Raw genomic sequence first — 23,023 nt, 5'->3', positions numbered from 1 at the left:
TGGAGGAAGGCGGACGTCGTCTCGCGTTTCTCGTCCGGAAGGACCTCCACGTAGGAGAGGCGGGAGTGGTCGTCGACGCAGACGTGGGCGCACTCCCAGCCTGATCCCTCACGCTGCCCTCTGCGGTCTCCTGTGACTCGGTGCCCCGGCCCACCGACGATGCGTCCGAGCTTCTTGATGTCCATGTGCAGCAGTTCGCCGGCGACGGCCCTTTCGTAACGGCGGTCCGGCTCTCGAGGAAACAGACTCTTCCACCGCGAAAGACGCTCGGATCGAAGAACCCTTCCGACCGTGGCTCGCGAGATTCCCGTGATCTCGGCGATGGCCACGGCAGTCCGCTTCTGCCGCCGCAGATCCACGATCCGCTGCCGGTCACGAGTTCGAATCCGACGAGGAGACCGCTGAGGACGACTCGAGCGATCCCCCAGCCCAGCCGCCCCCTCCATCTCCCATCGGGCCAGCCACTTGCGGACAGTCGGAAGGCTGATCCCGAAAGCCCTCCCAGCCCGACGACGGCTCCAACCCTCTTCGAAGACACGCCGCGCCAATAACGCTCGACTTTCGGGGGTCGTTCTTGCTCTTCTATGAAGGTTCACCCGGGCCACCTCCGTGGGTTCGCTGATGCTTCGCAACACCAGTTTCCCCCGGAGACCCGGGTGAACAACGTCCTGAGCAGCTACATCTAGGCAGCTCGGTTCGCTCCAGCCGGCGAAGCGAGAGCCCGGGGAAGCGAGGGCAGTCAGTGTCACCGTCGAGCCGGTGGCGAAATCGGCGGAACAGACCGACCCACAGCTCAGGCCGGATGGGTTTGAGTAAACGAGCCCGCTCCCGGATCCGATCCTTTTCACCTGCAGCGTGTAGGAGGGTGCGTAGACGACGACGCCTTTCTGCAGGAACCCGGAACGTGCCGAGGCGTCGTACGCCCGGCAGGTAGCGGGATACGTCCCGACCGCCTGGTAGACGTGTGTGGCGGTGTTTGAAGGGCCGTTGACAAGCGTGGACGAATCCCCGAAGTCGAACTCGTAACCCACGATGAGCCTACCGGGGGGGGGCACGGCCAAACAGGTGAGGGTCGCGAGCGTTCCGGGACGTAGGAATTCGGGCGTCACGGCGATCGCCGTGACCGTTGGTCCGACGTCGGGTCCCCCGACGTCGATGAGAGCGTACCGCGCTGCAGAAGCAAGGCCGGTGACGTCGTACGCCGTGCAGGCGACGGTCTTCGTTCCTTCCGTCGCCCAGGAGTGGCTCGTCGAGGAGGCGGCGCCGGCGTACCCCTGGCCGTCGCCGAACGAAATCAGGTAGCTTCCGATCGCTGAAGTGCCCTGCGTTGCCACGCACGACACCGTGACGAGTTCGCCAACAGCCGGTTTGGTCTTCGAGAAGGTCACGGCTGAGACGGTGGGTGGGGTGCCACCCCCTCCTCCGCCCGCCGTGCTGACGCCCACGTTCGCGATGACGTCGAGGCCGTAGCCTCTCAGGACGATCTCGTACTCCCCTGTGGTGGAGATGGAGAAGCTCGCCCCCTGCCCACCCGGGATCTCGGTCTCCGAGAACGTCCCGGCCGGCCTGTAGCTCCAGGCCAGCCCTGCCGGCGGGTTCGTGTCCCGAACGCCGTTCAGCTCGACGTAGAGCCTCGCCGTCTGGCCGGTCGTCAGCTCCCAGTAGATGCCGATCGACTTCGGAATGTCGGACGTGTCGCTGGAGTTGCGCAGGCGAATGGACGGTACGGCCTGGAGGACCGTGAGCGGCGACCAGCCGGACGCCGGCCACTGGGCCACCGTCGGAGCGCTGCAGTCCCCCGCGGTCGTGTAGGTGTAACGGACCCGAAGGCCCCAGGTGCCGACAGCCGGCGTGGGGACCGTGATCGAGCCCGTGCCGGACGCCGGGAACGGATTCGGGGCCGTCAGGCCCGTCGAGACGTAGGCCCCTTCAGGGCAGTTCCCCCGCTCAGGACGCAGAAGTTGTAGGAGAAGCCGTTCGTCGAGACGGGGCACGCGGTGGCCAATGCGGCCTTCTTCGAGGTGCTCGACACCGTGGTCGTGCTCGTCCCGACGAGGACCTGCGCCGGTGCCGTGAGCGACAGGACGACGTCGGTGACCGAGACGACCTTCGCGGCGTCCCCGGAGCAGGTGACCTGGTCTGCCTGGAGGCCCGGACACGGGGCCGTCCGGAAGCCGCCGCGGTAGGGCACGGTGACCCAGTAGCGGTAGTTGCCGGGCTGCACGAGGGCCGGGCTCGGCGTGCAGGTGGTCCCGGTGCAGGCCTGGAGCGTGAGGATGTCGTCTCCCGGCTGCCCGACGGGAACCTGCGAGACGTACCAGCTCAGGCCGGTCGTCAGCGGGCTGCCTTCGGAGAGGTCCTCGAGCGCTCCGCCCGAGAGGATCGAGGTGCTCTTCAGAAACGGACGCGGCACCTTCCAGGCGATCCGGTGCTTCGCCAGCGAGGAGGAGCCCTCGTTCAGCGCGTTCTGGGCTTCGAAGCCGATCGTGAGCTGCTTGTCGACGGGCGCGGCGGCCGAAAAGTCCGGCGTTCCCGCCGGAACCGTCCAGTCCCCGTTCGTCGTGACCGATTCCCAGCAGCCCGCGCCGCTCGACGGCTCGGGCGCCGAGCCGGTCTGAGGAACCTGTGCCGGGTCGCACGGGCCGATCAGGGTGACCTGGGTCGGAAACGTCGCACCCGCGGTGAGGACGGAGTCGGGCTGCTTCAGCCGGTAGGTGGTCGCGTTCGAGTCGAGCGCGTTGCCGTCGTGGAAGTCGTAGTCGAGCCGCCAGGACAGGAGCGGCTGGATGGCGTCGGTCGGCGAGAAGGCCGGCTTGATCCGAAGCTGGTCGCCGATGAAGACCGAGCCACCGTCGGCAACGGGAGTGGCGGCGCCTCCCGAGTAGGGAACGGCCTCGAAGCTCAGTGCCGCGCTCGCCGGGGTTGGTGCCGTGGAACAGTCCAGGGTGGCGACGTAGCTCCCGACGGAGTCGAGGATGTAGAGGAAGACGTTCCCGCCGGACACCCTCAGCCCCTTGAGCGAGAGCGCCTGAGTCGGCCCCGAGAATGCCGGTGCGGTCTCCGCCAGGTTCCTCGAGAAGTAGGAAGAGAAATGGACCTCCGGCTGGAGCCCCCCGCTGTCTCTGCCCTCGAGGAAGAACGCGACGACGTCGGAGTCGAACGGAAGCAGGACGATCTGCTTCTGCGACCTCCTCGCGCCGGCCGGCGGCAGGTGGGAACCGACGAGCGTGAGCCCTCCTGTCGTGGGGTCGACCCTGTTCAGAGTGACACCGGTGGAGGCATAGATGCCCCCTCCCAGCGACGTCGAGGCTTCCGCGAGAAGGTACAGGTCCCCGCTCTGGGGATGACTCGCGGCCGCGACGGCGGTGATGGAGCCGGAGGCCGAGAGCCCGAGCTGGGACATCGTGTAGCCCCGGCCCGAGAAATTCGCCGTGAGGCCCGCGCCCGGGGGACCGGGATTCGACACGTCGACGACGGCCAGCGCGTCGCTGTTCCAGGAGACGACGATGGAGGCGCCGGCGGCTTGCAGCGCCGTGATGCCCGACGGAGAGGAGATACCCGCGTTGGCGATCAGCGCCGAGGGGATTCCGTTCTTATGCGCCGGGCCGGCGATGGTCTGGTAGTCCGTGATGTCCGAGGCGACGATCCCCTGGCTGCTGGTGGCAAACGCGAGGTGCCGGGCCCCGACCTTCAGGAGGGCCAGGGCCCTGACCCCGTCACCCGTCGGGAGGAAGTCCCCGACCGGGTAATACGACGATCCGCTCGCGTTCATCACGATCGTCCCGTAGCCCGCTGCGTCGGTCCAGGACCCGAGGACGCGCGTGCCGTCCGGCGAGATGGCGACGGGACCGATGCGCTCCTGGCCGTCACCGCTCTTCGGGTACTTGTCCGTCCCCAGCAGGTCTTCGACGGAGATCTTCGCGGGGGCTCCGGGATTCGCGAGGCTGTAGACGAGGAAGCCGTAGTTGTAGCGGATGGTCAGGCGCTGCGCGCCCGGGGACCCGCCCAGGCTCAACGCATCCTTCCGAGCCTGGAAGCGGAAGTAGGACGGCAGGCCGGATGACGGCGGATCGAACTGCGCAGGCGCCGAGAGGACCAGGCACTGGGCAAGGCCGTGTTGCGAAACGCCGACGAAGGACAGGCCGAGGCAAGCGGCAACCGCGATGCGGGCTAACAGTCGGACCGGTGAACCGAACATCATGGGTACCCCTCGGGGTGGTCTCCGGAGCTTCGATGGGTGGCCTGCGCTCGCAAGACGCTCCGTCCGCCTGCCCTCATGTCGTCCAGCCTGGGTTCTACCGGTTCTTCGAGACGTATCCCGGACACCCAAGCCCATCGAACAGGATAAGTGAAAGTGAAGCCTCGCGCCCGAGTTAAAGGCGGCCGCCATCGCAGCGACCGAGTGCGGAATGGAGACGTGGACGAACCAGAACTCTGGGGAATGGTGTGAACAGAGCTCACCAGGCTCCCGGCTGTCGAGCCTTGGGGGCGGAATCCTCAGCGCCCGGCGAGGGCGACGGTCTCGTGGGCCGGCTCGGAGCGGCGGACGTGCTCGCTGGCGGCGGCCTGCCGGATCTTCTTCGCGAGCGCCGTGTGGAGCGCGTGCCCGGCGCGGTGCGCCACGACGTGCCCGACGACCGGACGCCCGACGAGGGCGAGGTCGCCGATCAGGTCGAGCGCCTTGTGCCTCACGAACTCGTCGGCGAAACGCAGGCGGCCGTTCACGACGTCGCTGTCGCCGACGACGATGCAGTTCTCTTCGCTCGCGCCGCGCGCGAGGCCCTTCGACCGCAGGTAGTCGTACTCGGCGAGGAATCCGAACGTCCGCGCCGGGGCGAGGTGCTCGGCGTAGACGTCGGGAGTCAGGACGACCGAGATCGACTGGCGGCCGATCGCCGGGTTCGGGAAGTCGATGGAATACGAGACGCGGAGCTCCTTCGCCGGGCGGACCTCGATCCACTTTCCGTCCTCGTTGTGGACCGAGAGCGTCTTCGTCACCGCGAAGGGGCGGACGGCGGAGCCGAGGGGGACGAGTCCGGCCTCCCGGATCTCGGCGACCCACGGGGCGGAGCTGCCGTCGAGGATCGGGACCTCGGGGCCGTCGATCTCCACCGTCATGTTGTCGAGGCCGAGCCCGACGGCGGCGGAGAGGAGGTGCTCGATCGTCCCGACCTCGCGCCCGGGCTCCCCGAGAGAGGTCGCGAAGTCGAGACGGCCCGCCTCCTCGGCGACTGCCGGGATGACGACGCCGACGTCGGTCCTGACGAAGGCGATTCCGCGGCCCGCGGGGGCGGGACGAAGGGTGGCGCGCACGTTGCGGCCGGAGTGGAGGCCGACGCCGGAGACCGAGATGGTGCGGCCGAGGGTCGTCTGCAACCTCATCACGGTCCTCTCTACGCACGGTGGATGCCAGACGGACTTCCTCGAAATCGCTGGATCCGGGTGACTTGCCGGCCTGGGGCGACCCGCTGCCGTTGAATTTCCGCATCACCTTGTGGCGTTGGCGCCACACTTCTCCCGCGGGAGCCTTCGAGCTTTTCCGGCGGTTCGCCTGACGCGGGGCACCGCGAGCGGTCGTCCGCACGGGCATACTCCGGATCGTGACCGCCCGCCCCGCAGCAACCCCGAACAGAAAGAAGGACGACGCCGTCCGGCCTGTCGCCAGGAACCGCAAGGCGTTCCACGAGTACTTCATCGAGGAGAAGGTCGAAGCGGGCCTCGAGCTGACCGGGACGGAGGTCAAGTCGCTCCGGGAAGGGCGCGCGAACCTCACGGACGGCTGGGTTGAGTTCGCAAAGGGGCAGGCCTGGCTCCACGGCGTCCACGTCTCCCCTACGACCCGGGCTCTTACATGAACCCCGACCCGGTCCGGAAACGACGGCTCCTCCTTCACAAGCGCGAGATCCTGAAGTGGGCGACGAAGATCCAGAGGTCGAGCGCCACCTGCGTCCCCCTCTCGCTCTATTTCCGCGGCCCGCGTGCCAAGGTCGAGATCGCTCTCGCCACCGGCAAGAAGCTCCACGACAAGCGCGAGACGATCAAGCGGCGCGAGGCCGACCGGGAGAGCCGCGCGGCGATCAAGGCGGGCCGGACGCGTTAGGGGGCGGCCACGAGGGGCGTGCAGGGAACGACGCGGCTCCTCACCGGAAGTAGCCCGAGACGTCCAGGATGACCTGCACCTGGCCGGACCCCGCCCGGTTCAGGACCGAGAGCACCCCTCCGGTGAGGCCCATGATCGCGTTGTTCGCGCGGATGGTTCCCGGGCGGAAGGCGATCGTCGTCGTCCCGGGCGCCGCTCCGGTACCGGGGAAGAGGGTCAGGGTCCCCGAGACCGTCGCGTTCGTCGTGGTGACGTTCAGGGCGACAGCCGTCGCGTCGGCGGGGATGCCGCAGGCTCCCGCCGGCAGCGCGAACGCGCGGGTCTCGCCTCCGGAGAGCGCCGGCCCTCCGAACGGACCGGAGGGGTGCCGGGTGTCGACGATGCGGCAGGGGGCGAGCGTGTAGAACCCCGACGCGTCGGGCGTGACGTTCTCCGCGGCGACCTCGAGGAGCCGGGCCGATCGGGCCGGCATGTCGAGCGTCAGGTGCCCGCCGCCGAAGATCGCCCCGCCGAGTGGGGAGAGTCGGGTCGAGCCGTCGAACCCGAAGACGCGGACGTCGCGGGTCCCTCCGCCCGCGATCGTGACGGTGACGGGCCGCAGCACCGTGTCGCGGTTCACGAGGACGACCACCAGCGCACCGCCCGGCGCCTCCACGGCGTAGCCGCTGACGGCTTCGGGTTCGTCCGAGGCGGCCCGCACGCTCGTCCCGGCCACCCGCGCGCCCGCCCCGTCGTAGTCGAGCCAGAGCCGGAAGGCGTCCTCGACGAGCGACCCTGCCGCCGGCGCCACCCACCGCGTCGCGACGTCCACCCCCTCCCTCGCGAAGATCCCGAGCAGCTCCGCCTGCGCGAGGGCGCTCGAGAGGCCGTCGTCGTTCCCCCAGCTGTATTCCGTGATCGCGAGCTTCGTACCGGGCAGCTCGGCGGCGATCCACTCCTTCATCCGTGGGATCAGCCGCACGGCCGCGGGGATCCACGACTCGTCGACGTAGTTCGGGTCCCAGAGGCTCCGGAGCGACCGGAGCCGCCGGGCCGACGTCGCCGCCGACTCGTCGCCCGAGAGCGCCACGCCCGAGGCCTGCGGGTAGTAGTGGACGTCGAGGACGTCGACGAGCCGCACGCCGTGCGTCTCCTCGTGCTGCCGCACCTGCCGCAGGTACCACTGGGTCAGCGGGACGCGTCCGTGGGCGATGAAGTCCGCGCCGCTCGGCGAGCAGTTGTCGGCGGCGGAGTAGAAATACTCGCACCAGCCCCACGACACCGGCCCGAACACGACCGCGGCCGGGTCCTTTGCCTTGATCGCGGCGGCGACGTCGCGCGTCTTCGTCCAGAGCTCGTCGAACGTGAGCGGCAGCGGGTGGACGTCGCGATGCGTCGAGTCCCAGAGGGCGGGCTCGTTGTCGAGGGCGTAGTAGCGGATGCCGCCGCTGGCCGCCGTCCCGAACTGGGCCGCGAGGTGGTCCATCCAGGCCGTGACGAACGACGGTCCGACGGCGATCGACGTGTCGAGCGGGTCGTTGCCGGTGACGAACGCCCCGCCGGGGCGAATGCCGTTCCCGGCATCGGGCTGGCACCAGAAGGCCCCGCCCGTCGCGGTGCACTCCGTCTCTGTCTGGGCGCCGTAGCTCTGTACCGAGAAGCCCCACGACTTCTCGCGGCTCTTCGGGGTCCACCCGATGAGCGGGACCGTCAGGATCGGCTCTCCGCCGGCAGCCCGTGTCTCGGCGAGGAACCGGTCGGCCGAGGAGCCGAGCGGCAGCGTCGACGGGTCGGGGTTGTCGTCGGGGACGTTCATGAAGAACCAGTCCATCCCCTTGTTCGAGGTGTCGTTCTGCCAGTTGTAGCGGGTCACCGCGTTGCCGCCCCAGCGACGGACGGGCCACTTCAGCTGCGCCGCCTGCGCCGCCGTCCCGAAGTTCACGCCGAAGATCTGCGGGCTCACCGGCCGGCGATCCAGGGCCGTGTCGACCGAGACCGTCACCGCGCCGCCGACGGGCGACGCCGCGACCGCGAGGGCGAGGAGCGCGGCGAGCACGAAAGGGAACCGTTTGCCGCTTCGGACCCCTCCTCCGGAGGCGCTGAGGTTTCGCATCGGTTCCGGCACCGTACGCCCGCCCGTTCGCGACATCTACTCGACCGGAGGTGAGCGCCGTCCCTCCGTGGTCTCGTCGTCCCGCGCGAAGCGAATGAGACGCAGCGGGATGGGGGCCGAACGTGGGGCGGCGACACTACGAAGGGGAGATTGTCTGAGCCATGGCACCACTTGCTGGTCAGGAGCCCTCGGAGAGGCTAGATTCAATGATGCGAGTATTCGCGTCCGGTTGCCGGTCCGGCCGGAAGGGGGATTCATGAGGGCTCCGCGTTTCCTGATCCTGGCCGCACTCGTCGCCGGCGTGCCGGGGGTTCTGCGGGGCCGCTCTGCCCGAGCGGAACGGTCCCATCGTCGCAGCGGCCCGTGGAGCCATCGTCGACGTTCCCGGCGGGAGCGGCGAGATGGAGGTGGTCCGGTTCTCGGACGAGGCGGGGACGGGACTCCTCGCGACCTCCCTGAACGACAGCCTCCGCCTCGAAGAGTGGCCGGTGGCGCCCGGCGTCCGGAGGCCGGTCGTCCTGTCGCGGTTCGAGGTCTACGCCCCCGATGCCCGCATCGTCCGGATCGTCGACGGCCAGGAGATCGAGCTGCCCCGCTCGCCGCTGGCCTTCTTCAAGGGGACGACGGCGGACGGCGACGAGCCGGCCCGGGTCGTCGCATGGGTCGACCCGGTTCTCGGAGTGCGCGGCGGCTTCGCCATCGGTCCCGACGGGATGGTCGAGATGGAGCCCGACCCCGACGCGAAGGCGGGCAGGAGCCTCAGGGTCCTGAGCTCCGAAGCGAGGTTCGGGGAGGGGGATGAACGCCGCCCGACCTTCGCGTGCGCCCAGGGCGAGGGGGAGACCGCCCACTTCAGCGTGCCCGACACGCTCGAGACGCTCGGCGAGGCGTACCGCGCCGTCGTTCCCACCCAGCTCGCTCCGCTCGCGACGACGCCCACGAAGACGGCCGTCATCGCGTTCGACACGGACGCCGAGTGGATCGCCCTGAGACACGGCGGAAGCATCGCGGGTACCATCAACCACCTCACCCAGCTCGTCGCGCTGATGACGATCATCTACGAGCGCGACGCGGGCCCCGCGAAGGACCAGGGCGTCCGGATCCTCCAGGGCTACAGCATCATCCGCGCCACGGAGGCGGAAGACCCGTACGCCGATACGACGGGCGGGGCCAGCGGGACGAAGCTGAACGAGCTCACGAACTACTGGGAGGCGAACTACCCCCGAAGTGTCGTGAAGCGTGCTCTCGTCGCGCTGGTCTCGGGAAAGCAGTCGAACGTCCCGGTGACCTCGGCTTCTGGAATCGCCTGGGTCGGCGGTCTGTGCAACGGGGTCGGCTACAGCGTCAACCAGCTCATGACGGGGTCGAGCAGCGGCTTCTGGGACATGCTCATCATGGCGCACGAGGTAGGGCACAACTTCGGCTCGCCGCATACTCATTGTTACCCGAACCCGAAGCCAGACACGTGCTACGGCAGCGAGACCGGAACGAACTGCTTCTCCGGGGCGGGGTCCTGCCCGGGGTCGGCGACGTACAACGGCGTGACGACCAACGGCACGCTGATGAGCTACTGCCACACCCCCCCCGTCAGCTGCAGTCCGCGCAACGACAACGTCTTCCATCCCACCTCGGTCTCCAGCTACCTCCTCCCGAACATCAACGGCGCCTCGTGTCTCGCGACGGTGCCCGGCGGCATCGTCCCGAGCGGGCCGAACAGCATCGGCATCTCCCCGACGTCCGGTCCCCTCGCCGGCGGACAGAGCGTGACGATCACCGGGGGCGGCTTCGCCACCGGGACGACCGTCGCCTTCGTCGAGCTCCCCTCGAACAACGTCTTCGGCGGCTCCCCGAACACGAAGCTCCTCACCGGCGTCAGCATCGTCAACGCGAACACCATCACCGCCGTGACCCCTTCGGCGACGAACACCGGTCTCGTCGACGTGGTCGTCATGAACAGCGACCAGCAGACGGCCTTCATCCGGAACGGGTATACCTACTCGACCGGTCCGGTGTCCCCATCCGTCACCGCGATCAACCCGAACTTCGGCCCGGCTGCGGGCGGTACGGCGGTCACGATCACCGGGGCGAGCTTCGTGGACGGCGCGACGGTTCGCTTCAGCGGCACGTCGGCGACCGGGGTCGGCTTCGTGAATGCGACGACCCTGACCGCGACGACTCCCGCTCGCGCCGCTGGCCTCGCGAACCTCACCGTCACGAACCCCGACGCGCAGGCCGGGACGCTGGCGAATGCCTATTTCTTCGCGCCCGCGCCGACGGCGACGAGGTGGTTCCCCGTGACCCCGTGCCGCATCCTCGACACCCGTAACGCGAACGGCGCACTGGGCGGACCGGTCCTCTCGGCGAACCAGACCCGGTTGTTCGACGTCACGACGACCCCCACGACCTGCGGGATTCCCGCGACGGCGAAGGCGCTCTCGGTGAACTACTCCGTCTTCGCTCCCCAGCAGGCCGGCGAACTGCGCGTCTACCCCGGCAACGGTGTCCCCACGATCGCGAACATCGTCCCGTTCAAGGTCAACGAGACGCGCGCGAACAACGGCCACCTGACCCTCTCGACGGATAACACGGGGACCTTCAACGTCCGAAACGCCTCCAACGGGACTATCCACTTCATCCTCGACGTCAACGGCTATTACCAGTGATCCGCGCCAGGGCCTTCGCGCTGGCCACGGCGCTGGCCCTTTCGAACGCGCCGGCCGCCGGCCAGACGATGGGCTGCCTCGGAGCCCCGGCCTCGGTCCACTGCGGCTCGCCCGAGGTGCCTCTGTTCCCGGCGGACAACTGGTGGAACGTCCCCGTGAAGGATGCCGTCCTCGACGCGCGCAGCTCGAGCATCATCGGATGGATCGGGACCGGGGTCGGGATTCATCCCGACTTCGGAGGCGACGATTCCGAAAACCCGCCCTCGATCTACGGGATGGTCCACTTCTCCGTCGCAGGAACCCAGGCTCTCGAGGAGGTCGCCTTCGACTACTCCGACTCGGACGAGGGGGCTCCCGGGCGCCCGTCCGGCTACCCGATCCCACCCGAGGCGAAGACGAACGCGAAGTGGATCGAGGGGGGATCGCCGGGAAACGAGAACCCGGGGGGCGACAAGCACATGCTCATCGTCGACCGGGACAACAAACTCCTCTTCGAGCTCTGGAACCTGCGCTGCCTGCCGGCGGGCTCCCCGACCTGCTCGTGGGAGGCCGGGTCGGGCGCCGCCTGGAGCCTCGAATCGAACGCCCGGAGGCCTTTCGGCTGGACGAGCGGCGACGCGGCCGGCCTCGCCATCCTTCCCGGGCTCGTCCGGTATCCCGAGGTCTATTCGGGGAGTCCGATCCGGCACGCCTTCCGCGTCACGACGAGAGGCGTTAACGGGTTCGTCTACCCGGCGTCGCACCTGGCGACGACGAGCACGAACGTCAATGCCCCCGCACTCGGCACGCGCCTCCGGCTCAAGCCCGCGTTCGCCCTGTCGGGATACCCGTCGGGGGCGACCGCGACCGACCGGGCTGCGATGGACCGGGTCGTCGCGGCGCTGAAGGAATACGGTCTCATCGTGGCCGATACGGGCTCGGACATGTACGTTTCCGGCGCGTACGACACACGCTGGGACAACGGCATCTGGAACCCGTTCTTCGGCGGTATCCAGGCCGGCGATTTCGAGGTCGTCGAGCAGGGCTGGGGCTCGTCCCGATTCACGCCGGTGACACCCTGCCGGCTCCTCGACACCCGGAACGCCAGCGGGGCCTGGGGTGGGCCCGCGATCCCCGCGAACGGACAACGGTCCTTTGTGGCGGCCGGGCGATGCGGGCTGCCGGCCTCCGTCCGGGCGATATCCGGGAACCTCTCCGTCGTGAACCCGGCGGTTGCCGGCTCGCTGAAGCTGATCCCGGGTGACCGGTCGGCCAGCGCCGCGACGGTGATCGGCTATGCCCAGGGGCGGGTCATCGCGAACAACTTCGTCCTCCGCCTCTCCGGGCGGAGCGCGACGCTGGCGTGGGGATCCTTCGCGGCCCGAAACGAAAGCAGCCAGCCCGTTCACGTCGTCGTCGACGTGAACGGGTACTTCGAGTAGAAAATGCGGTCCAGGACAGGAGCATCAGCATGAGCAGAACCCAGACCCGGCTTTCCACGCTTCTCTTCGCCGCCGCGGCGCTCACGGCGACCGTCGTCACGGAGCGCGCGGAGGCGCAGGGGCTTCAGTACTACGCCGTCACGCCGTGCCGGATCGTCGACACGCGGAATCCGAACCCGTTCCAGCCGCCGCCGCGGAACACGACGCCGACGGTCCTCACGGCGCTCTACCCGCCGACGTCGGAGACGTGGTGGCCCGGGCCCTACGACGCCTTGAACCCGGTCGGGATCAAGGTCCGCCTCGCGCCCCTCTACGACGGCACTGGCAACTGCGGAGTTCCGACGACGGCCTCGGCGGTGAGCCTCAACGCGTCGATGATCAACGGGAACACGCTGGGCTACTTCAACATGTGGCCTTCGAACGCGGCTTTTCCGACGGTCGCGACGATGATCGTGGGGCAGGGTGAGACGGTGACGTCGAACGGCGCCATCGTGCCGCTCGGGCCCTACTCGGCCGGCAACCCCGACATGTACGTGAGGTACTCGACGGGCCAGAAGCCGGGTTCGGCCCACCTGACCCTGGACATCACCGGCTACTTCGCGCCCTGAGCCCGGTGGCCGGGTCCCCGGAACGGTCCCGCGGTCGGGAGACAGCCGGCGTGCTATCGACGGTGAAGCACTGGGGGGCGCGCGCCCGATCCATCGCTCGCGCCCTGTCCGACCGGTCTCGCCTTTCGCTCGAGGTCGCACGCCTGCGGAACGAGAACCGCCGCCTGAACGAACGCCTCGGGCTCGCCGTACCGCCCGTCAGGAGCGATCCTTCGATCGCCTACGCCTACCTGATCGACCAGTTCTGGTGCGACCGCTACGGCATGTATTTCCGGGGATGGCTCCACTGCCACGAGCGGCGCCTCTTGCGGCTCGAGATCGAGGTCGGCGAAGCGCGTGTCGTCGTCGACACCTTCCACGACCGGCCCGACCTTCTCCGCTTCTACCCCGACCATCCGCACGTCGTGCACACCGGATTCGAGGCGTGGGTCCCATCCCGGCCGGGAACTCCCGTCTCCTGGGTCCTCGTGACCGACCAGGGGGTACGGCGCATCGTGCCCGACCTCCCCGAGCCCCAGCCGGAGCCGTGGGAGCCGACCGACACGGGCCCGCTCCTTCCGGACTTCATCGCCGAGATGCAGGCGCGTCGCGGCCGCGTGCTCGAGATCGGAAGCCGGCTCGTCTCGCCCGACGCCCAGGTGTTCCGGGAGCGCTTCCACCGGTACGTCGGCACGGACATCTTTCCGGCACGAAACGTCGACGTCGTCGCCGACGCGCATTACCTCTCCGGCGCTTTCGGCTCGGAGACCTTCGACGGCGTCTTCTCCCTCAACGTCCTCGAGCACCTCTCGGCCCCCTGGCTCGTCGCGCGCGAGATCAACCGGGTGCTGAAGCCCGGAGGGCTCACGTTCCACAACGCCCCGCACACCTGGCCGATCCACGAGATGCCCAACGACTTCTGGCGGTTCTCGGACGAGGGGCTGCGCCTCCTGTTCGGGCCGGCAAGCGGCTTCGAGGTCCTTGACGCAAAGGGCTACGGGCGGGTCTACGTCCACCCGGACTGCCGCAAGGGTGCCTACCTCGGCATGCCGACCATCGCGAGCGTCGGTGGGGCCTGTGTCCTCTCGCGAAAAGTGCGCACCGTCGGCCGCGATGAGATCGCCTGGCCGAGCGAAGCGGCCGAGTCGAACCGGCGCGCGCTCTCGTACCCGGCGCCGGCGTGAACACCGCCTGAAGGAGCCTTCGGTTCCCCCCCGCCCGACTGGGTGATAATCCTCGGTCGCGGAGGGGAGATGCGCTGCCTGGTCATCCATGGCGAGGACGAGGTGCTCCGGTTCCCGGTGCCCGAGGCGGAGGCTCGCCTCGGGTCGGACCCCTCGAACGACCTCGTCGTACAGGTCGCGGGTGTCTCGCGCTTCCATGCCCGCCTCGTGCCCGATTCTCTCGCGCCCCGCCTGTTCGATCTCGACTCGAAGAACGGGCTTGTCGTCAATGGGAAGCGGTACCGGGAGGTCGCCCTTTTCCCGGGGCTCATCGTCCACGCGGGCGCCGCCCGTCTCTCGCTCGAGGACGGAGCAACGTCCGACTTCGAGATCGCCGTCGAGTTCGCGCGGCAGCCCGACCACCCCCTCCGGCCTTCCGAAGCCTCCGCCCCTGTCACCGACACGATCACGTCGAGTCCGACCGGTCGGGACGCGCTCGGTCTCCTGCGCGACCTGAACGGATTCGGCAAGGAGGGACGCCCGAAGCCCGGCACGGACGAGTTGCTGGAACGGCTGAGGAGGGTCCTCGGTGCGGAGACCGTCGCCCTGCTTCGGGAGAGTCCCTCGGGACGCGAGGTCGTCCTTGCGAGCGGCGAAGCTCCCGACAGCCGAGCTCTCTCTGCACTCCCGGCACCTTCCGGGGCGAAGGGAAGTCTCTGCTTTCTGGACATCGGCGACACGACCGGCGCCTTCCAACCGTCGTGCTCACCCGACGCCCTCGCCGCGCTCGTCCTGCTGCCGGCCGGCGCCGCCTTCGCTCCCTGGCAGAGGGAGTTCCTCGGGTTCAGCCTCGATCACCTCACCGACACGCGGAACGCCCTGGCGCGTGAGGTCGCGATCTCGGTGCCAAGGCACCGGCAGCTCGTCCTTCCCGAGGGGATGGTCCGGGGCGATTCGATCGCGATGCGCGGGCTTCTCTCACAGATCGCGAAGACGGTCCACTCCCGCATCGACGTCCTCATCCACGGCGAGACGGGAACGGGCAAGGAGCTGATCGCACAGCTGATCCACGCGTCCGGACCGACCGCAGGAGGCCCGTTCGTGGCGATCAACTGCGCCGCCATCCCGGCGGAGCTCCTCGAATCGGAGCTCTTCGGGGTCCGTGCGCGCGTCGCGACGGGAGTTGACGCGCAGCTCGGGCGAATCCTGGACGCGAACGGCGGCACGCTCCTCCTCGACGAGATCGGCGAGATGCCGCTCTCGCTTCAGCCGAAGCTCCTCCGTTTCCTGCAGGAGCGCGAGGTCCACTCGATCGGTGCCTCGAAACCGGAGAAGGTCAACGTGCGGGTCATCTCGATCTCGAACCGAGATCTCCTCGAGGATTCCAGGGCCGGGCGCTTCCGCTCGGACCTCTTCTACCGCCTGCGTGGTCTCCAGTTCCACGTCCCCCCCCTCCGCGACCGGAAGGAGGACATAGCAGGTCTCGTCGCGGCCCTCGCTGCCCGCGCTGCAGAGGAGGAGGGGAAGCAGATTCGCGGCATCAGCCGCAAGGCGCTGGACCTCCTCGAGGCGTACGACTGGCCGGGGAACGTCCGGGAGCTGCAGGCCGAAGTGCATCGCGCCGTTCTCTTTTGTCCGGCAGGTGCCCTATTGGGCGCAGAACACTTCAAGACCGTTGACTGGGCGGTTAGGCAAGGTCGGTCGGGCTCAGCGGCCGAACGGGAGACTCTTCGCCCTGGGCAGCACTTGGGCGGGGGCGGTCTCGAACTCCGAGATCGAGTCGTCAAGTTGGAGAAGGAGATGATTGCGGCAGCGCTGGCAGAAACCGCGGGCAACCAGACACGAGCCGCGAAGATACTCGGTATCACGAGGAATGGGCTTGCACTGAAGCTCGCACGGCTCTTTCCAAGCGGACGTCCTTTGTAGGCCGCCCCTCCCGACGTTGGTCTCGACAGAGAGATCGACCTCACGTCTCGGGTATTCCCGCTCTCGGGGCCTTTGTCAGCGGCCTGTTGGCTGCTACAGCGCTTCCGTTGCCTCAGGCCTGGCCCGTCGCCACGACCACGGCAGCTCCTTTATCAGCTTTCAATCGAAGGTTCTCTTCCTCGGCATCGCCTCGAGCCCGGCCTACGTGCGAGAGCGCGAGGGAAACGGCGGCGCCGAGCCCTTCATCCGAACCCTCAAGGAGCAGCTCCTCTGCCTCCATCGTTTCGACACTCTCGAAGATCTCCAGCGCGCCCTCGTCGGCTTCAAGCATCGCTACAACCACCAGTGGCGCATCGAACGCCACAGCTTCCTCTCCCCCTCGCAGCAGCGCTCCCGCCTCCTCGATTCTCTTCTCTTCATGAGGCCGCGTGATTACCATCTCGCGGCTGCCCTAGGATCCCGGGCCAGTCCAGGCTGAACGGACCCTGGCGTAGGCTTTCCGACGAACCATGCCAGGGCCTACTCGTGAAGCAGTGCCCTGGCCGCGGAAGCCACATCCCTGACGCACGAAGGGAATCGCCGAGGACGACCCGTCAGAGCGCTGCACACAGCGTTTCATGGGCCGCCAAGATTGTTGGCTACCGGACAGGAAACCGAGAATCGTACTGATGCTTCGGCACCACGTCCCGTCAATCAGGTCAGATCGAATTGAATCCTTCGTGCCCGAAAGCGTCGATGGCGTCCGAATTGCAGACCCGGAACGTAACGGACAGGTCTCTCGGAGATCCCGCTTGCGACAAGAGGGAGTCGGGGGTCCTGTTTCGCCAGAGCCGGTCACTTGAGGTCTCCCTGTGGGGCCATGCAGGAGGAGTCTGTGAGGATTCAATCGAGCTTCGTTCACATGTGCGGACTGGCAGCTACCGCGACTCTGCTTGCGTTCTCCGGCACGCTGGCCGCAACGACGATCAGTGAGTTTTCGACGGCTGACTTGGTCCGGCACGCTCAGCTCGGCGGGAGGATGTCGGTATTGAAGAAAGCCTCCATCCCGGGCGGTTCTATGTATCGCCTCCGGATCGATGACCTCCTCGTCGGATCCCTCTTGGGAGACGAACTCGACCTCACACTCGACGACTCTGTCGAAGGCATGCCGCAGCTTCAACTGGGCAAAAGCTACGTCCTCTTCCTCAGTCTCGCGAATCGATACGAGAGGATCATCGCGCTAATACCGGGCACCATTGAGGAGAGAAATGGCCTCCTCTTTAGCTACGGTGGACAGCCGACGCGACTTGAGTCGGTGAGCAGCGTGGTTCCCTCGATGTCGAAGGGAGAAGGCGCCGGCGTACCGGTGACAGTGACAGCCCATCGACTCATCCCGGCCGACGATCCGATGTCCTATGCGGAGTTCCGCTCCTCGCTTCTGCGAGTCAGGGACGAGTTGCTCAGCGCAGGCGCACTCCTTCGTTGGAAGTAGAGGAGAGCCCTGTGAGATCCGGCGGTCGCATGCGCGTCGGGATTGGTTTTGTCTACTTCGTGGTGGCTCTGATTTTGAGTTTCGAATCAGTGGCGCAGGCGAAGTTCGCGCTGCATAGGACACAGGCATGGAGCCGTCACCCGGCTAAGAAGGACCCGGCAGCCGTTGGTACCTCGAACAACACGTGGTACTACAACGCATCAGGGGCTCCCAGCAACGCTAATGAGAGCGATGTAAAGCAACAGCTGGTGGCGGCTATGACGCAATGGAACGGGGTGCTTTCAAAATGGACCTTCTATACGAGTTCGATCTCGAACACGACAGACCCACCGGATCCCCTGGACACCTTTCACGACGTCGGCTGGTACCACGAATCGGGTGCGGCGCTCGCGGTGACGACATATCCCTGGCCGTCGGGTTACCAGCCCGACGGAGCCGACATTAAGTTCAACACCTACTACACGTGGGCCTTCTCCTCGACTACGCCATCGACCGCATACGATTTCCGCTCCGTGGCACTACACGAGTTGGGACATGTGGTCGGGAGCGGACACTCGAGCACTGCGCAGAACGTGATGTACTACGCGATCCCCCAGGGTAGTCAGAAGCGTAGTCTGCAGACGGACGATACCTACGTTGCTTCGTACCTCTACGGTTCCTCTCTCGATGCGAGCGTTCAGAGCGGTGCTCCTGCATTGATGACAGTGGGAGTCGACTACTACGTCACGTTCCAGTACGTCGTTTCGGCAGGATTCTCGCCGGTTCCGAGTAGTGAGTGCTACCTGGACATCAGCTTGACGGCCGGTAATGCGGCGGTGGCTGTCTACGATTACTCGCCAGAGTGGGATGCTGTTGACGACCGTGCCATAGGGTCGACTATCTACAGATACAGCGGCACGACGATGTTGGCGACGAACCGACTGTTCAGCGCGCGGAGAGGATTGTCCCTGCCGTCGAATGCCTCGTACTTCGTGACCCTGCGGGTCCGGGCATTAGACGCGACCAGCCCAGTGGCATTTCTTTACCGTGCGAACTACGTGAACTCATCTCACCAGGAACCCACGTCGGACAACGGTGCCGTTCAACCTTCGGCTCCGGCGATCTTCGGGGACCTTTCCCCTCGTACATCGTCTTACCTGGACCAACAGGGCTTCCCGGCGGCCAGGCTCTCGATTCCGGTGGTGGCGGGTCCGGCGGCTCCGTCTGGCCTATCAGCGTCTGCAGCGTCGTCAGCGCAGATCAATCTGGTCTGGATGGACAACGCGACCAACGAGACGGGCTATAAGGTCGAGCGGAAGACGGGTACCGCTGGGACCTGGGGGCAGATAGGGACGGCGGGAGCAAGTGCGACGAGCTACCCGGACACGACATGCAGTCCGAGCACGACTTACTACTACAGGGTTCGAGCGACGAACAGTGCCGGAGACTCGGGCTATTCGAACGAGGCGAACGCGACCACGCCGGCGGCGCCTCCGGCGGCTCCGTCTGGCCTATCAGCGTCTGCAGCGTCGTCAACCCAGATCAATCTGGTCTGGATGGACAACGCGACTAACGAGACGGGCTATAAGGTCGAACGGAAGACGGGTACCGCTGGGACCTGGGGGCAGATAGGGACGGCGGGAGCAAGTGCGACGAGCTACCCGGACACGACATGCAGTCCGAGCACGACTTACTACTACAGGGTTCGAGCGACGAACGGTGCCGGAGACTCGGGCTCTTCGAACGAGGCGAACGCGACCACGCCGGCGGCGCCTCCGGCGGCTCCGTCTGGCCTATCAGCGTCTGCAGCGTCGTCAAGCCAGATCAATCTGGTCTGGATGGACAACGCGACCAACGAGACGGGCTATAAGGTCGAACGGAAGACGGGTACCGCTGGGACCTGGGGGCAGATAGGGACGGCGGGAGCAAGTGCGACGAGCTACCCGGACACGACATGCAGCCCGAGCACGACCTACCACTACAGGGTTCGAGCGACGAACAGTGCCGGAGACTCGGGCTCTTCGAACGAGGCGAACGCGACCACGCCGGCGCCTCCCGTAACGATTCCGGCGGCTCCGTCTGGCCTATCTGCGTCTGCGGCGTCGTCGACCCAGATCAACCTCGTCTGGGTGGACAACGCGACCAACGAGACGGGCCATAAGGTGGAACGGAAGACGGGTACCGCTGGGATCTGGGGGCAGATAGGGACGGCGGGAGCAAGTGCGACGAGCTACCCGGACACGACATGCAGCCCAAGCACGACTTACTACTACAGGGTTCGAGCGACGAACGGTGCCGGAGACTCGGGTCATTCGAACGAGGCGAGCGCGACGACGCCGGCGCCTCCCGTAACGATTCCGGCGGCTCCGTCTGGCCTATCTGCGTCTGCGGCGTCGTCGACCCAGATCAACCTCGTCTGGGTGGACAACGCGACCAACGAGACGGGCTATAAGGTGGAACGGAAGACGGGTACCGCTGGGACCTGGGGGCAGATAGGGACGGCGGGAGCAAGTGCGACGAGCTACCCGGACACGACGTGCAGCTCGAGCACGACTTACTACTACCGGGTGCGTGCGACGAACAGCGCCGGGGATTCGAGCTTTTCGAACGAGGTGAGCGGGACGACGCCGGCGCCGTTGACGTGTACGACACTCAGTTGCGCATCGCCGATGGTGGGCAGCCTGTCCACCACAGATGCCACGAACGGTCATAACGGCCCAGGCGTCTACGTCGATCGATACTGCTTTGCCGGCGAAGCCGGCCGCACGATCACCTTCGACCTCGTCTCTGCGTCCTTCGACGCCTACCTGTATCTCTTAGATCCGTCTGGAAACGTCGTGGCATGGAACGATGATTGGAGCGGACTGAACTCGCACATCTCGTTCACCCTTCCTTCTTCAGGGCAGTGGACCGTGGAGGCCACTTCCTACCATCAAGGTGCGACCGGGCCCTACACGCTTACGATGTCAGGTTGTGCGAACGGTAACGGTACCGCCTTCTATCCGCTGGCTCCATGCCGGATCATCGATTCCCGCAATGCCGCAGGGCCCGCCGGCGGGCCAGGGCTCTCGCCCCAAGGATCAAGGATGATCTATGTTGCGGGTGCCTCCTGCGGCGTTCCCGCCACCGCCACGGCGGTAGCCGTGAACCTGACCGCGATCAGCCCCCCGGCTCATGGTGCCCTCAAGCTGATCCCGAGCGGGACGAGCCCGACAGCAGCCACGGCGCTCAGCTTCCGTGCGGGCCGGATGAGTTCAAATAACGTGATTGCCAAGCTTGGTCCGGATGGAGCCGCGGTGGTGTTCGCAGACACGTCCTCGGGCACGACGCAGTTCACGCTCGACGTCAGCGGGTACTTCGCACCTTCGTGGCAAGAGGTCACTGTCTGGCTTCCAGGAGACGTCCCGCTCATCCTAACGAGAGTTCCGGCAGGTACCTTTCAAATGGGATCGCCGACTACTGAGAGAAGCAGAGAGACAGACGGGACTACCGAAGCGCTGCACCAGGTTTCGATTTCGAGTGACTACTATATTGGCAAGTACGAGATCACGCACGCTCAATGGGTCGCGGTTATGGCATCGCACCCGGACGACAACCCGTCGTGCGGGGCGTCCTGTCCCCAGAATCTGGTGTCGTGGAATCAGGTCTCGGGAACAGATGGATTTCTTCAGAGACTGAATGCACATTTATCAGCGACCGGTCAGCAGGGCGCGGGAATGTTCAGGCTACCCACGGAGGCGGAGTGGGAGAGAGCGTGCAGGGGTGGCACTCAGAGCAGGTTCTCTTTCGGCGATGCTCTCAATGGTTATGAAGTCTGCAACCCGAGTGCGGAGGCCGATCCTTACATGTGGTTCTGCGGCTCCTCTGGAGGCTCTCAGCATCCGGTGGGCACCAGAAGGCCTAATCCGTACGGCCTGTTCGATATGCATGGAAACGTTTATGAGTGGTGTGCAGATTGGTATTCAGACTACAGTGGTGTGCCGGAAACCAATCCCGTCGGGCCGCCATCGGGTACCTACAGGGTCGTGCGCGGCGGTTCGGCTTCCGACGTCCTTGCACGAGCCCGTTCCGCCGCGCGCTTGTTTATGGAGCCCAACGAGTTCAGCCACCGCATCGGCTTTCGGGTGGCGCGGACGCGATGACCGAGGATCAGCCAGAGGCCCTATGGACTTATAGAAGACGGCCTGTATGGGGCTTGGCGCGCGAGACACAGGAGAGTAACGATGACGGACACTTTGTATGCCAGCAGGGGAGTTGCAGCCATGGAAACGAAGCGGAGGGCAATCGGTCTCACCGGAATTCTGGCCGCTGCATTCGCAGCGGTCATCGTTTCGGAGAGCGCCGAGGCACAGGGCTACCAGTACTACGCCGTCACGCCGTGCCGGATCGTCGACACGCGGTATCCGAACCCGTTCCAGCCGCCGCCGCGGAACACCACGCCGACGGTCATCACGGCGCTCTACCCGCCGACGTCGGAGACGTGGTGGCCCGGGCCGTATGACGCCCTGAACCCGGTGGGGATCAAGGTGCGGCTCGCGCCTCTCTACGACGGAACGGGCAATTGCGGGGTGCCGTCGACGGCCGCGGCGGTGAGCGTGAACGCGTCGATGGTCAACGGGAACACGCTGGGCTACTTCAACATGTGGCCCTCGAACGCGGCCTTTCCGACGGTTGCGACGATGATCGTGGGGCAGGGCGAGACGGTGACGTCGAACGGGGCGATCGTGCCGCTCGGACCCTACTCGACCGGCAACCCCGACATGTACGTGAGGTACTCGACGGGCCAGAAGCCGGGCTCGGCCCACCTGACCCTGGACATCACAGGCTACTTCGCCCCCTGAGGTGGGATCGCCGGATTCCTCGCACGGTCTGCCGCTCCGGCCTCGGGGCGGCGGACCAGGCGGAGGCGGCTCCCGTCAGCGCGTCGGCTTCGGGTATTCGGATCGGACGACCGAGTGGACGTCAACGTCCCACCGAAACTTCTCGGTGTCGTACTCGCCCGTCTTCCTCGCCACGAGCGCGATCCCCATGTTCATGGGATGCCGGAACAGGCCCCTCGTGGGCGCGTCGGCCACGAGAGAGTAGGCGCGGCAGGGGAGGCCCTCGACGGCCTCGACGATCTCGAAGCCGGTCTCTGGGATGAAGAGGTGGGATAGGCCCGCGACGGGGAACCGCCAGAAGTCCCACGGGAGCTCGTGAGCGGGCCAGACCGGGTGGGTCGAGAGGAAGACGTAGCCCCCGGGTTTGAGGATGCGGTTGATTTCGAGCACGACCTTCCACGGAAAGACGAGGTGCTCGAAGACCGAGGCCGAGAAGACGACGTCGACCGAACCGGGCTCGAAGTGGCGCGACAGCTCGTGAGCGTCGCCGACGACGTCGACGCCCCGCCCGGGGTGAATGTCGAAGCCCGTGTATCGCGCGGCCTTCGGGAAGAGATCGCGTCGGAGCACTCCCGTGACGTCGCGGGAACCGATCTCCACGACGACCGGCGCCGGCATCTTTCCGACGATCGACAGGAACTCGGGAAGGAGCTCGTGAAAACGGAACCGCTCCGCCTTTCGGATGAGCGGGCGATGCAGGAGGTTGAGGAACGCGAAGTACCAGTCCAAGTCGGATCTCAC

14 protein-coding genes and 1 pseudogene are annotated in these 23,023 nt (G+C 66.8%); 9 read left to right on the top strand and 6 right to left on the bottom strand.

Annotated elements, in window-relative coordinates; all coding sequences use genetic code 11:
- From IPN03_23060 to lpxC, 3 genes are all read right to left on the bottom strand, one after another.
- The coding region (locus tag IPN03_23060; GenBank protein ID MBK9376515.1) for a helix-turn-helix domain-containing protein at window positions 1–1,778 on the bottom strand (1,778 nt) is incomplete at its 3' end.
- A gap of 125 nt (window positions 1,779–1,903) precedes the next feature.
- Complete coding sequence (locus IPN03_23055; GenBank protein MBK9376514.1) at window positions 1,904–4,015, bottom strand: hypothetical protein; 2,112 nt, start codon at window positions 4,013–4,015, stop codon at window positions 1,904–1,906.
- 482 nt (window positions 4,016–4,497) lie between these two features.
- Complete coding sequence (gene lpxC, locus IPN03_23050; GenBank protein ID MBK9376513.1) at window positions 4,498–5,382, bottom strand: UDP-3-O-[3-hydroxymyristoyl] N-acetylglucosamine deacetylase; 885 nt, start codon at window positions 5,380–5,382, stop codon at window positions 4,498–4,500.
- A gap of 218 nt (window positions 5,383–5,600) precedes the next feature.
- Here lpxC and smpB point away from each other — a divergent pair.
- Window positions 5,601–6,100: pseudogene (gene smpB / locus IPN03_23045) on the top strand (SsrA-binding protein SmpB).
- Between the two features lie 40 nt (window positions 6,101–6,140).
- Here smpB and IPN03_23040 read toward each other — a convergent pair.
- Window positions 6,141–8,135 (bottom strand): glycoside hydrolase family 44 protein, encoded by a 1,995-nt coding sequence (locus tag IPN03_23040; GenBank protein ID MBK9376512.1) that lies wholly within the window; start codon window positions 8,133–8,135, stop codon window positions 6,141–6,143.
- 458 nt (window positions 8,136–8,593) lie between these two features.
- Here IPN03_23040 and IPN03_23035 point away from each other — a divergent pair, with 458 nt between their 5' ends.
- The 5 genes from IPN03_23035 to IPN03_23015 all read left to right on the top strand — a co-directional run bounded on the left by IPN03_23035 (window position 8,594) and on the right by IPN03_23015 (window position 15,952).
- Window positions 8,594–10,855: an IPT/TIG domain-containing protein gene (locus IPN03_23035; GenBank protein ID MBK9376511.1), complete on the top strand. Its 2,262-nt coding sequence runs from the start codon at window positions 8,594–8,596 to the stop codon at window positions 10,853–10,855.
- On the top strand, window positions 10,852–12,276 hold the full coding sequence (locus tag IPN03_23030; protein MBK9376510.1) for a hypothetical protein: 1,425 nt from the start codon (window positions 10,852–10,854) through the stop codon (window positions 12,274–12,276). Before IPN03_23035 ends, IPN03_23030 begins: the two co-directional genes overlap by 4 nt.
- Window positions 12,277–12,305: 29 nt before the next feature.
- Window positions 12,306–12,884, top strand: coding sequence for a hypothetical protein (locus IPN03_23025; GenBank protein ID MBK9376509.1), 579 nt, complete (start codon window positions 12,306–12,308; stop codon window positions 12,882–12,884).
- Between the two features lie 50 nt (window positions 12,885–12,934).
- A complete protein-coding gene (locus IPN03_23020; GenBank protein MBK9376508.1) occupies window positions 12,935–14,047 on the top strand; it encodes a class I SAM-dependent methyltransferase in 1,113 nt (370 codons plus the stop codon).
- Between the two features lie 69 nt (window positions 14,048–14,116).
- Entirely contained in the window at window positions 14,117–15,952 is a 1,836-nt protein-coding gene (locus tag IPN03_23015; GenBank protein MBK9376507.1) for a sigma 54-dependent Fis family transcriptional regulator, read from the top strand.
- 112 nt (window positions 15,953–16,064) lie between these two features.
- Here IPN03_23015 and IPN03_23010 read toward each other — a convergent pair whose 3' ends face one another.
- Window positions 16,065–16,391: a hypothetical protein gene (locus IPN03_23010; protein ID MBK9376506.1), complete on the bottom strand. Its 327-nt coding sequence runs from the start codon at window positions 16,389–16,391 to the stop codon at window positions 16,065–16,067.
- 435 nt (window positions 16,392–16,826) lie between these two features.
- Between IPN03_23010 and IPN03_23005 the strand changes: the two genes are divergently transcribed.
- From IPN03_23005 to IPN03_22995, 3 genes are all read left to right on the top strand, one after another.
- Window positions 16,827–17,423: a hypothetical protein gene (locus tag IPN03_23005; GenBank protein MBK9376505.1), complete on the top strand. Its 597-nt coding sequence runs from the start codon at window positions 16,827–16,829 to the stop codon at window positions 17,421–17,423.
- Window positions 17,424–17,434: 11 nt separating this feature from the next.
- Complete coding sequence (locus IPN03_23000; GenBank protein ID MBK9376504.1) at window positions 17,435–21,544, top strand: SUMF1/EgtB/PvdO family nonheme iron enzyme; 4,110 nt, start codon at window positions 17,435–17,437, stop codon at window positions 21,542–21,544.
- Window positions 21,545–21,664: 120 nt separating this feature from the next.
- On the top strand, window positions 21,665–22,243 hold the full coding sequence (locus IPN03_22995) for a hypothetical protein (protein ID MBK9376503.1): 579 nt from the start codon (window positions 21,665–21,667) through the stop codon (window positions 22,241–22,243).
- A gap of 75 nt (window positions 22,244–22,318) precedes the next feature.
- Here IPN03_22995 and IPN03_22990 read toward each other — a convergent pair whose 3' ends face one another.
- Window positions 22,319–23,023: a class I SAM-dependent methyltransferase gene (locus tag IPN03_22990; GenBank protein ID MBK9376502.1), complete on the bottom strand. Its 705-nt coding sequence runs from the start codon at window positions 23,021–23,023 to the stop codon at window positions 22,319–22,321.

The sequence above is a fragment of the Holophagales bacterium genome (genome assembly GCA_016719485.1).
Taxonomy (GTDB): domain Bacteria; phylum Acidobacteriota; class Thermoanaerobaculia; order UBA5066; family UBA5066; genus UBA5066.
The sequence above is the reverse complement of the archived record's forward strand: the minus strand, read 5'-3'. Positions and strand labels throughout refer to the sequence as shown.

Coding starts and splice junctions, on each gene's coding strand:
- IPN03_23015 (MBK9376507.1), top strand. CDS start 14,117: ATGCGCTGCCTGGTCATCCATGGCGAGGACGAGGTGCTCCGGTTCCCG.
- IPN03_22995 (MBK9376503.1), top strand. CDS start 21,665: ATGGAAACGAAGCGGAGGGCAATCGGTCTCACCGGAATTCTGGCCGCT.
- lpxC (MBK9376513.1), bottom strand. CDS start 5,382: ATGAGGTTGCAGACGACCCTCGGCCGCACCATCTCGGTCTCCGGCGTC.
- IPN03_23025 (MBK9376509.1), top strand. CDS start 12,306: ATGAGCAGAACCCAGACCCGGCTTTCCACGCTTCTCTTCGCCGCCGCG.
- IPN03_23035 (MBK9376511.1), top strand. CDS start 8,594: ATGGAGGTGGTCCGGTTCTCGGACGAGGCGGGGACGGGACTCCTCGCG.
- IPN03_23010 (MBK9376506.1), bottom strand. CDS start 16,391: ATGGTAATCACGCGGCCTCATGAAGAGAAGAGAATCGAGGAGGCGGGA.